Genomic DNA, 10926 nt, shown 5'->3' on the forward strand with positions numbered 1-10926 from the left:
TGAATTATACAAAGTATTTAAAATTAAAGGTTTAATGTAAATAAAACAGACAGTCATTAAACTAAACATCTAAGGAAAGCGCTGGCTTCATCTCAAAACACACTTAAGTTTCGGTCGGCGGCCACAGTGAAACATCCCTTGCTCGCACCAGCAGTAAGCATTTATTCAACTTCGTTATATTTGCAATAGACTGGCGACGTAGACCCGTATGAAAAAAAACTGAGCGATTGCTTTTAATCCGAAGTACCAGTGAGTGTTTCGAATACCAATATGGAATACTCACAATCACCAAAACGTGTCATGAATTGTTCTTAAGGCCTCCAAATTCCTGAGGAAATACAGCAATAGAGAGCTCCTGTTAACGATTCTCTATTGAGCGATATTTTGACAATGATGACGCAGCTTGTCAGGGAAGATATAGACAAATGTAGACTCAAGATTGACACTCTGCGGAACTAACCACCAAGATGGATCGAAGGGGAGTAAATACCAAGCTTGTTGTTGCCAGTGCAACGCTAAATTGGGCTTAATTTTAGTTGCCGCGAGAGTGATAGCTTGCTGCTGCGACAAGCTTAGATCTTGAATCGCAATGCGCGCCAGCTGCTCCGGACGCAAATCAGCTAAAGCATCGCGAATGCAATGACGCTGCTCATCTGACAAGGCGCTTGCCGCTTCAAATACCGAAAGAGAAGGTGTTTTTATCGCAGGCTCCCCCCCCATATCACTGGCGATACTTTGCTTAGCGACTGCTCGCGCTGATTCTTGTAATATTCGAGCTTGGCTTGTCGACTGTTGAGCTTCCGCCCGTTGCAGCTCGTGGTCTCGCCGCTCCACTCCTCCTACAGAAGACGGACTTGCAACGGAACGAAGGGCTTCGTTTTGATAGCTCAATTCGCTGGGTGTTGCCAGACTTGGATCGTGCATCACGCTCTGCCACAACCACCAGCCCAATACGCCAACACAGCCAATCGAAGCGGCGCTGGCCCATAACGGAGCCCCCGCCCAACTTTTGCGACGAACCAAAGGCACTACTTTAGCTTGTTTAGTCTGCTGCTCGGCCAAATTTAAGATCTGCTGATCCAACTCGGGCGAAGGTTGCAGTGGGTCGATGGCTTGCTGAAATGCTTGATCGATTTGCGCGTCACTCGGGGGATTATCAGTATGCTCAGCCATGGTGTTTCTCCCAACATTCACGTAATTGCTGATAAGCAGTGCGTATTCGGCTTTTCACCGCATCGAAGGAGGCATCCAATACCACACTAATTTCGGCAACTGCCAAGCCATTTTGTTTCAACATAAAAACATCCTGCTGCTTTCTCGGCAAGCGCGATACACAGAGCAGAATCACCTGCTTGGCTTGTGCCTGTTGATGACTTAACTCTGGATTTGTGGTCGCCAAAAGCCCCGCTAAGGCCTGTTCATCTTGCTCACCTTGACCACCTTGGCGACGCCAATGATCGGCAATACGGCGACGAGCAATAGTATAAAGGAAGGCCCGAAACTTACCTTCACAGCCCGCATAGACAGAGACCCCCGCCTCACTGGTAACCATCAGGTGGAAACTACTCGCTTGGCTTATCAGCGACTCCCAAATATCCTGAAACACTTCATTAGCAGCTGTTTCAGGCATTTTTTGTCGAACAAAGGCAAATAACGCTTTACGATAACGTTGATACAAGCACTCAAAGGCCGCGAGATCGCCACGCTGTCCATAGTCGAGCATCAGTTGCTCATCACTGGCTAAGCTCATAAGTTTGGGCTTGATTCCTTGCTGGTAAAATACGACCTGGCGGCTGAGAAATGAGGCTTGAGTGGGAATCAAGCAAGGCCGCATTCTGCTGCGCTAAGCTAAACGTTAATCTGACCAATTTAACAAACTCTGCACGATATCCAAAGTTATCCTTACCTTTAGCCTGATTTGCCCAATCAATAATTTGCTGATAGCTAACATCACCAAGGTAGGGAGCGGCAGTTAATTTTTGGCCAAAAGCAGCCACCGCTAACGCAAACCTATCGTCATCTGATATTTTTGAAAGTGCAATAAAGTCAGCTTTGTGGACTCTTTGAAGCCGCTTCGCAGAAACTTTAGAGTGAGCAGTTTTATAACGTAGCCTCAGTTCAGCAATCGCAGGACTAGTTTCTGCCGAGGCTTGCTTCGCTTGCGACGCAGACTGAAATACCAGCGGGTCGATTAAACCTTGATCACCGACTAAGGTGAGTTCATATATGGCGGTCACACTATGGCCGGCACCGATATCGCCAGCATCCTTTTGATCGTTATTAAAATCGGCACGCTCGAGTTGGCGATTCTGATAACCAAGTAAACGATATTCTAAGACCTGCGCTGGATTAAATTCCACTTGAAATTTTACATCATGAGCGACGGTGTACAGGCTACTCCCCAACTGATCCACCAACACCTTCTGCGCTTCATGAAGGGTATCAATATATGCGGAGACGCCGTTGCCAGTATCGGCCAGTTGTTCCATTAAGTAATCGTTATAATTTCCCTGACCAAAACCAAGTGTCGAAAATTGAACCCCCGCCTTACGCCGCTCGCCAATCAAATGTTTGAGCGCATCCACATCACTCACCCCAACATTTAAATCGCCATCCGAGATCAAGTAAACTTGATTGATACCGCCGGAGATAAAGCCTTGCTGTGCTTGCTGGTAGGCTAAAGCAATACCCGCTTCACCATTGGTGGCTCCACCAGCCCTTAAACTATCAATCGCTCTTTCGATCGTCAGTCGGCTACTCGCTTTGGTTGCGGGCAGTGCCACACTGGTGCCACTGGCATAGGTGACAATTGCCACACTATCATCGGCTTTAAGTTGGCTCAGCATCAACGACATCGACTGCTTGGCTAGCGTGAGCTTATCACTGGATTGCATCGAACCCGAGACATCCACTAAAAATACTAAGTTAGCTGCAGGACGTTGCTGTATGTCCGGTTGGTAACTATTAATACCAATCCGCAGTAAATGATTATTGGGGTTCCAAGGTGACGCGGTAAGCAATGTATTCGCAGCAATTGGCTGCGCTTCAGTCAGAGAATGCGGCATCAGATAATCATAGGAAAAGTAGTTAAGCAGCTCTTCAACCCGCACAGCGGCTTTAGGTGGCATTTGCCCCTGATTAATGAAACGTCGAACATTGGCATAACTAGCCGTATCTACATCAGCGCTAAAAGTAGACACCGGCTGCTCACTCACCAAGTGCACAGTTGAGTCTTCAAGCACTTGATAGTTTTCCTGATTGCTTACTTTAGGCAATGATTGTATCTGTGAAACATAACGAAGGTCTGCTTGTGACGAAAGTTTGGCGTGGCGAGTCAATTGCTGAACCGCCGCGGCTTGCTCTAACCTTTGCCGGGGAATAGCAGCGTCTTCGGCTAAAATCAGCGGCTCGGCGGTTGGAGCTACTGGCGCTTTAGACTGCTCTGCTTGCGTATCGCTGTATTGACCACAGGCGACCAAAGCTGATACAGCTAGCACCAAACCCACAGCGCGCGCCACCGGAGAAAAAGTAGAAACAGAAGAAAATTGCATCATCGATTACCTTATTTAAGAAAGTCTCAACTTAGTAATCGTTGCAAGTCCAAAAACGAGGCTAAAAAAATGAAAAATATTAATCAGGGCCAATTTCTCGTGGCATTTGGCTAAGGCAGTTTGCGGTTTAAGAACACAAAAAATTTCACCTCGATAGTAAGTAGAATAAATACTAAGGTTAAACGAATCAGTACATGAAGCAACACGGGCTCGCTCGTTTCACTGCCCTCTATTGCTGCCATAATCAGTGCATAAATAGATGAAAGATCCATGTTAACTCCCAAGTGTTATGATCCATGTTCGGCCATGTAATAATCAGCGTCGGTCAACTCTGCAGCATCAGTGAAGCTGAGATTTAGCGGTTTAAACAACGCTTTGAGATCATTGCTTGATTGACAATCAACATAAATCAACACGACAAAAACCATCAACACAATCAACTTTACCAACACAACAGTTTTCATTTGCTATCAATTATTCATCTAAAAGTTGCCCCCAAAACCAGAGATTTCGAGGGCACTAAGGTCTATTTATAAGGCTTGTTTATAAAGCTGCATCACTTGATCAGGGCTGGGTTGGCGAGGGTTCCCCGGTAAACAAGGGTCCTGCATCGCTTTATCAATCCATTGACCAAAATCAGTCTCGCGGATCCCTAACTCAGCAAAGCCTGACGGAATTTCAACTGTCGCCGACAACTGACGAACCAAAGCGACCGCGAGGGCTGCCGCGTCTTTATCATTGAGATCAAAGGTTCTACCGCCCATTGCCTCGGCAACCGCGCGAAACGGCTCAGGGCAGGTTTCAGCGTTAAATTCACACACTTCCGGCAGCAAAATTGCGTTGCATACACCATGCGGTAGATTATGCGTCGCACCGGGTTGGTGAGCCATCGCATGCACTAAACCAAGACCTGCGCTATTAAACGCCATCCCCGCCAAAAACTGAGCACATGCTAAGTTATCACGTGCCTCAAAGTTTTGGCCCTCTGCAACAGCCACTGGCAACCATTTGCTAATTAAGCGGATCGCCTCTAAGGCTGTCGGCCGGGTTAAAATATGCGCCCCCGGCGTCACGTAGGCTTCAATCGCATGAGTGAGAGCGTCCATACCAGTAGCAGCCGTGGTTGCCGCTGGTAAACCAAGCATCAAGCTGGGATCATTCACCGCAATATCCGGGATTTGTTTGGCATCGATAATCACCATTTTGACTTGGTTTTCTTCATCGGTAATCACCGAATTAGAAGTCATCTCTGCAGCCGTACCTGCGGTGGTATTAATGGCAACAAAATATGCCCCTGAGTGAGTCACCTTGCCGACGCCATTAAAATCACAAATATCACCGTCGTTAGAGGCCATAATACGAATGGCTTTAGCACAATCGACTGGGCTGCCCCCACCCACTGCGATAAAACAATCACACTCGGCTTTTTGATATACCGCAAGACCCCGCCGCACCAGAGATGCAGTAGGATTTGGTAAGACTTCATCGAACATCTCATAAGCAATCGAATAGCTATCTAGGGCACTCAACAAAGTATCTAACAAACCTAATTTAACTAAATTAGTATCCGTGACAATCAAGGCTTTTTTTACAAATTGCTGACTCAGTACCGTCACCGCATCTTCAACGGCCCCGCTACCCGCTAAACTTAACTTTGGAAGATTCAATGCAAATGCCATGGCTATTCCCTCTCATAATTTACAATTAAGTAACACCAATAGTTACGCTAGGCACATTGTATGTAGCAAGCGAGGGGGAGTTTGTGCTCGGTTTTTCAAAACTACCGACTAGCCAATATATTGTTACAAGTCGACAATTTTGTACTATTCAACTCGCATCTCTTCAGGCGGCAAGTCTCGCGTCAATCAAAGCTTTCACGACTTAAAAAATAAGTCCAAAAATCCAACACAGACACGCTTTACAAACTATTCTTTGAGTGGTCGGTCAAGTGACTACCCGCAGCAAACTGTTGTTACTGCAAGTTGATATCGACAAGGAGCGCTAGCCATGGTTAGCAGCGATACAGGTATCTTCTTTATTTTATTCGCAATTGTGGCTCTCTTGCTGGGGGCCCTACTGCGTTCTGTATTAAAGAAAAGTATTCTGCCCTACAGCGTTGCCCTGCTGCTGCTTGGTTTGGCGGCGGGTCTGGTACTGCGTTCTTTCAACTTCAAGCTTGAAGGTTTATCAGAGGCCTTAATTACCGTGACCTCTATCGACCCACATCTGATCCTATTTATGTTTTTACCCACCTTGATCTTTGAGTCCGCCTTCGCCATGGAAACCCATTTGTTTCGACGGATCTTCAGCCAAATTGCACTACTCGCAGTTCCCGGATTAATGCTCGCGATGCTCGCAACCGCTGGGCTGGTCCACGCTGTATTACCTCTGGATTGGAGTTGGGCGCTGTGTTTACTGTTTGGCGCTTTAATCAGCGCCACCGACCCGGTAGCGGTGGTGGCCCTGCTTAAAGAAGTCAGCTCTAGAAAACGCTTGGAAACCCTAATCGAAGGTGAATCACTACTCAACGACGGAACTGCCATTGTACTGTTCTCGCTGTTTCTTGGTTTACTGAGTCATACTGAATCACTTACCTTTTTCGAAGGCGTGAATGAATTTTTTCGAGTGGTACTGGCGGGCTTACTGCTTGGCTTAACCATTGGTTATCTCGCGCTGTTATGGATGGACCGACTATTTAATAATCCAATGGTCGAAATCAGTATCAGCATTGCCAGTGCCTATTTGGTTTACTTTATAGCTGAAAATGTGTTGCATGTTTCCGGTGTGGTGGCTGTAGTCACCATGGCAATCCTATTTGCAGGCCCCGGTCGCACTCGAATATCCGTTCAAAGCGCCGATTTTCTGCACTCATTTTGGCAAATGATGGCTTATATCGCCAATACGCTAATTTTTTTACTGGTCGGATTAATCGTTGCTCTTAAGGTGCGTTTGGATTTACTTGAGTGGTGGTGGACCTTAGCCGCATTATACCTCGGGGTAATGCTCATACGAGCCCTCTCAATCGCCATTTTAATGCCGATATTAGGTCGAATTAGTATTGGACTCTCTTGGCAAAAGGCCTGCGTATTAACTTGGGGGGGACTACGCGGTGCGGTTTCTCTGGCACTGGCACTGACTTTAGTCAACCACCCACAAATCGAGCCACTTGTTGGTCAACAGATCCTATTCATGACCGCAGGAATCGTGGTACTGACAATTGTGATCAACGGCAGCAGCATGGGCTGGCTGCTAAATAAGTTGCAGCTAAGTGGCTTACCCCACTCAAAGCAGGTCACCGTAAATAAGGCCCAACACCTTATCTACCGCGAGCTGAATCAGGAAATCAAAGTATTAAAACAAGACCCTCTCACCATTCGTGCTGACTGGACAAAAATAGCCAAAGGGCTCCAGCTCAGTGAAAACGACCTCGATGACAGCTTAGGCGGCGATGCCGAGTCGGGTGAACTCAGCATTGCTTATCAACGGCGCTTACTGGAAACCGAACGTCAATTTTACTGGAAACTCTATCGCAGCGGCGGTCTTGAAAGACTCGCGGTAAGTAAGCTGGTCGATGGCGTAGATCGCGCCCTCGATGGCGCGCCTTCCATCGGTCCAAGAGAAGTCTTGTTCCACTACTGGAAAACACCACTATTGGTGAAATTACTTGGGCGTATCTCCTGGCTTAGCCGACTCTCGCTTAGTCTGTCTTTCAACCAAATGGCCTTAGGTTATGAAGTGGCTCGCGGGTATATTTTGGCCCAAGATCATATCCTACAGATCGCCACCGAGTTAGCACCCACCCCGCAAATAGCAGACGTATTCACCCAGCAAATTGCCCATAATAAAACCAAAGTCTTAGAGATGATCTGGCAATTACAAGAAAGCTTTCCGGAAGTAGCCTACAGCTTAGAAACCCAAACGGCCAGCCGCCAACTGCATAATAAAGAGCGCTTTTTAATCACTCAGCTGGTCGAAGAAGCACAGCTGGAGCAGGCCGAAGCCCAGAAAATGTTAGATGACGTAGAACGGCGTTTAATGGCACTGCGTAATATGCCCAGATTCACCACTCCCAGTGATTTTTGTAGCATACTCAAACAGGTGACTTGGCTTGCGCAGGCCAAGGAGCGCTCTCTATTAAGCTTAAGTCGTCACGCCTGGCGACGGATCTACCCGCAAGGCGAGTTACTCCAGAGAAGGGGCGAGCAAGCCGATGCAATCGCCATTTTATGTCGTGGAAAAATCCAGCAACACCAGCAAAAAATCGACACTTTAGGCAGCTGTTTAGGACTGGAAGCACTACTGACAGGCCATTTTCAACAGGATATCTACAGCGAAGGTCCCTGTGATCTTATCTGGATAGATTTAAACGTATTAAGAAGCGTATCTAGTGAAGACCCCAAACTGGCGGAACGATTAAGTGTAGAGCTACAACAACAACTATCGCAGCAGCAAGCTGTCACCTCACCTGAGCCTATAAATCCAAACCAGTAAAAAACGCTCACCAGCCAGTAGTGCCCCAAAGCCCGCAGAAATTAAGTGGATTGAGGACAAAGCGCATGACTCATGTTGACCTTAAAGGCTTTCACTTCCTTAAGTTTGCTTACCATTCTTCTCGATAACTTTGTAAACTAACGGTGCTGAAGAGGGGACATATTGCGCCGAGTAAACGACTTGCTTGGAATTCGAGTCATCACAAGCATACTCCCAGATACAACTTAACTCATAATGAGCGCCAGTCTGTTATTATCGACACGCATCATAAAATGGCTATCAATATCGAGGCTTGCTAAGCTAAATACACTCGGTAAATTATTTGATGAGCTTAAAACCAACTGTAATCGCTAGTGATCACATAAAGCCTTGCTCGGATTATTGAAGGTGAAACATGATAAAAACCATCTCATGGATAACTGTAGCAATCACTCTCTTTTCAAGCCAGTTAACGGCCCAAGAGATGCTTGGCTACACCATCCATGCTCCCCCACTAAACTTTGTGCTTACCCCAAAACAAGGAGAGCCAGGCGAGCCTGAAATAACAGGTTTCACCACCGACGTGATTAAGGAAATCTTCCATCGAACCAGAGATATAGTAAACATTGAAATCATCCCCTGGGCACGCGCTTATCGTAACGCGAAAACCATCAACAATAATTTCATTTTTAGTATTGCCCGAACCGCTAAACGTGAAGCGCAATTTAAATGGGTAGGCCCTATCGCACGTAAAAAAGCACGCCTGTTTGCTAAAAGCGATAGTCTAATTTCGATAAATAGTTTAGCCGACGCCAAAAAGGTTGCGAGCATAGGGACCATGCGCGAAGACTCAAAAGAACAATACTTGAAACAACAAGGCTTTACTAATCTGCAAAGCACCACCCATTGGGAACAGGGATTAGGGAAATTATTATTAGGGCGAACCACCTTATTTGCAGCCACCGATCTCGATATCCAAGCCATTTCACGAGAAGCTCAAATCAATCCTCATCTCATGAAAGCAGTGTTTACCATGTATGGTTACAATATTTATATCGGCTTTTCTCAACTCACCTCAGATAGGCTGATTGCTCGCTGGCAAGCGGCCTTAGATGACATGAAAAACGATGGCTCTTTTCAAAAGCTCGTCGACAAATGGGCCGCTTATTACCAAGCACCTAACTGGGAGGTAAAAGATGGCATGTTACAAGTCGAATAAGCACCTCGGCAAACGAGCCCCAAGCATTCATTAGCGGTTACACATCCATTCCAAAAATCAAGGCCCCTAGTCTTGAGCAGCAAGTTGCAACGTTAAGGCTCTGGCAGAAATATTTTTACATCCAGTGGTATTTTGCCCACACCACAGTGGAGAAAAAGCATCAGAATTTAACTTTTCAGCTTCGCCACGGAGTTGGGTCATTTCAATTGAAGCATAAGGAAAGCTTGGTGCCAGCGGATGCATATAACCGAGCTCTTTCATCACTCGATTCACGATGCCACGAGCAGGCCTGCCAGAGAACACATTGGTTAACGCCGTATGCTGTGATTTACGACTCTTTATCGCAGCACGATGTAAGCGAGACGTTTTAGCTTCAGAGCAAAGTAAATAAGTGGTGCCAATCAATACTGCTCCCGCCCCCAGCTGCAAAGCGGCTTGAACACCTTGGCTATCAGCGATGCCACCCGCGGCAATTACTGGCACGCTAACTTTATTTACAATTTGAGGGACCAGCGCAGACATCCCCATTTGGGTCGAAATATCGTCTGACAGGAACATCCCTCGATGTCCCCCCGCTTCCAAGCCTTGAGCAATAATCCCATCAACACCTTTAGATTCCAGCCACAATGCCTCTTTGATAGTGGTCGCTGAAGATACAATCTTGGTTCCCCATCCTTTTATCCGAGCCAGCAATGACTGCTCGGGCAGACCAAAATGAAAACTTATAAATTCCGGCTTAAATGGCTCTATCGCATCAGCAATATCATGATTAAATGGAGTTCTATTAACATAATGAGGCAAACTTTCGCTGTGGATCGCCAATTCTTCAAAATATGGCTTTAACTTTTCTCGCCACAACATATGCTGATATTCAGCATATGCCTGCATCTTATGGCAGAAAAAATTAAGATTATAAGGTTTATCGGTGGCCTGTTTAATGAAACCTATTTCGCTAACGATTTGTTCTATGCTTAACATGCCACAGGGCAAAGAACCTAAACCCCCTGCCTCACTTACCGCGATAGTTAACGCGCTATCTTGAACGCCTGCCATCGGCGACTGAATAATTGGTAATTGAGTCCCCAGTAGTGCTCTCATATTTGCTTTATACATATTCGCTCTCCATAACGTCGCCCCTTTTATCAGCCACTTTATCACCAGCGTCACGCATATTTAAAGCGCTCGCTTTTGAAACCATCACCCCAAATATTCGTCACCTTCAGCGTTTCAAGAGCTCTGTGTATTCAATGGAACAGTTGCCCTTGATGGCAAGACCTTGCGCGACTCTTATAACAGAGACGACAAACAAAGCACTATCCATATGGTGAATATCCACGTCAGCGCCAAACAGTTGGTCTACGGCCAACTAAAAACCGATAATAAAAGCAATAAAATCAACACGATATAGGCGCTGATTCAAACGCTCGACTTGCATGACTCCATCGCGACAATTGCTGCCATCACCTGTCAGACCCAAATTGCCAAGGCAATCACCCGTAAGGTGGCTGATGACTTATTAGCAGTGAGGGGTAAACAGAGCAAGTGAACCGCAGCCCAGCAGACCGCCTTTCCCCCACACCGCGGCGCCCCGCTTGACAAAAGCACTGGTCAAATTGAAACGCTAAAAAGCCGGGATAAAGCCCCATCAGCCATAAACTGAATGCCAGTGAGCTGGGCACTCACCTC

At 46.5% G+C, this 10926-nt stretch carries 9 protein-coding genes; 2 read left to right on the plus strand and 7 right to left on the minus strand.

Annotated features, from left to right (window positions below):
- Positions 1-369 precede the first annotated feature (369 nt).
- The 6 genes from ACRRSY_RS15125 to fucO all read right to left on the minus strand — a co-directional run bounded on the left by ACRRSY_RS15125 (position 370) and on the right by fucO (position 5230).
- Positions 370-1173, minus strand: coding sequence for a hypothetical protein (locus tag ACRRSY_RS15125; protein WP_432463599.1), 804 nt, complete (start codon positions 1171-1173; stop codon positions 370-372).
- On the minus strand, positions 1166-1750 hold the full coding sequence (locus ACRRSY_RS15130; RefSeq protein ID WP_432452412.1) for a sigma-70 family RNA polymerase sigma factor: 585 nt from the start codon (positions 1748-1750) through the stop codon (positions 1166-1168). The genes ACRRSY_RS15125 and ACRRSY_RS15130 overlap by 8 nt, the downstream gene beginning before the upstream one ends.
- Positions 1734-3554 (minus strand): vWA domain-containing protein, encoded by a 1821-nt coding sequence (locus ACRRSY_RS15135; protein ID WP_432459752.1) that lies wholly within the window; start codon positions 3552-3554, stop codon positions 1734-1736. The genes ACRRSY_RS15130 and ACRRSY_RS15135 overlap by 17 nt, the downstream gene beginning before the upstream one ends.
- Positions 3555-3661: 107 nt before the next feature.
- Positions 3662-3823, minus strand: a complete 162-nt coding sequence (locus tag ACRRSY_RS15140) for a hypothetical protein (protein WP_432452410.1) — start codon at positions 3821-3823, stop codon at positions 3662-3664.
- A 15-nt stretch (positions 3824-3838) separates the two neighbouring features.
- Positions 3839-4015, minus strand: a complete 177-nt coding sequence (locus ACRRSY_RS15145) for a hypothetical protein (protein WP_432459753.1) — start codon at positions 4013-4015, stop codon at positions 3839-3841.
- Between the two features lie 66 nt (positions 4016-4081).
- A complete protein-coding gene (gene fucO / locus ACRRSY_RS15150) occupies positions 4082-5230 on the minus strand; it encodes a lactaldehyde reductase (RefSeq protein ID WP_432452409.1) in 1149 nt (382 codons plus the stop codon).
- A 328-nt stretch (positions 5231-5558) separates the two neighbouring features.
- Here fucO and ACRRSY_RS15155 point away from each other — a divergent pair, with 328 nt between their 5' ends.
- Together ACRRSY_RS15155 and ACRRSY_RS15160 are read left to right on the plus strand one after the other, a co-directional pair.
- Positions 5559-8042: a cation:proton antiporter domain-containing protein gene (locus tag ACRRSY_RS15155; RefSeq protein ID WP_432463600.1), complete on the plus strand. Its 2484-nt coding sequence runs from the start codon at positions 5559-5561 to the stop codon at positions 8040-8042.
- Positions 8043-8436: 394 nt separating this feature from the next.
- Entirely contained in the window at positions 8437-9240 is an 804-nt protein-coding gene (locus ACRRSY_RS15160; RefSeq protein WP_432459755.1) for a substrate-binding periplasmic protein, read from the plus strand.
- 66 nt (positions 9241-9306) lie between these two features.
- On the opposite strand, the gene ACRRSY_RS15165 is transcribed toward ACRRSY_RS15160, so the two are convergent.
- The gene (locus ACRRSY_RS15165) at positions 9307-10353 is read right to left on the minus strand and encodes an NAD(P)H-dependent flavin oxidoreductase (RefSeq protein ID WP_432459756.1); all 1047 of its coding nucleotides are present in this window, start codon (positions 10351-10353) and stop codon (positions 9307-9309) included.
- Positions 10354-10926: the final 573 nt, after the last annotated feature.

Origin of the sequence: Agarivorans sp. QJM3NY_33, assembly GCF_050870865.2 — a bacterium.
Taxonomy (GTDB): domain Bacteria; phylum Pseudomonadota; class Gammaproteobacteria; order Enterobacterales; family Celerinatantimonadaceae; genus Agarivorans.

Excerpts from the sequence above, each read along its gene's own strand:
- fucO (WP_432452409.1), bottom strand. The coding sequence starts at position 5,230 with ATGGCATTTGCATTGAATCTTCCAAAGTTAAGTTTAGCGGGTAGCGGG.
- ACRRSY_RS15125 (WP_432463599.1), bottom strand. The coding sequence starts at position 1,173 with ATGGCTGAGCATACTGATAATCCCCCGAGTGACGCGCAAATCGATCAA.
- ACRRSY_RS15155 (WP_432463600.1), top strand. The coding sequence starts at position 5,559 with ATGGTTAGCAGCGATACAGGTATCTTCTTTATTTTATTCGCAATTGTG.
- ACRRSY_RS15145 (WP_432459753.1), bottom strand. The coding sequence starts at position 4,015 with ATGAAAACTGTTGTGTTGGTAAAGTTGATTGTGTTGATGGTTTTTGTC.
- ACRRSY_RS15130 (WP_432452412.1), bottom strand. The coding sequence starts at position 1,750 with ATGAGCTTAGCCAGTGATGAGCAACTGATGCTCGACTATGGACAGCGT.
- ACRRSY_RS15165 (WP_432459756.1), bottom strand. The coding sequence starts at position 10,353 with ATGTATAAAGCAAATATGAGAGCACTACTGGGGACTCAATTACCAATT.
- ACRRSY_RS15140 (WP_432452410.1), bottom strand. The coding sequence starts at position 3,823 with ATGGATCTTTCATCTATTTATGCACTGATTATGGCAGCAATAGAGGGC.
- ACRRSY_RS15160 (WP_432459755.1), top strand. The coding sequence starts at position 8,437 with ATGATAAAAACCATCTCATGGATAACTGTAGCAATCACTCTCTTTTCA.
- ACRRSY_RS15135 (WP_432459752.1), bottom strand. The coding sequence starts at position 3,554 with ATGATGCAATTTTCTTCTGTTTCTACTTTTTCTCCGGTGGCGCGCGCT.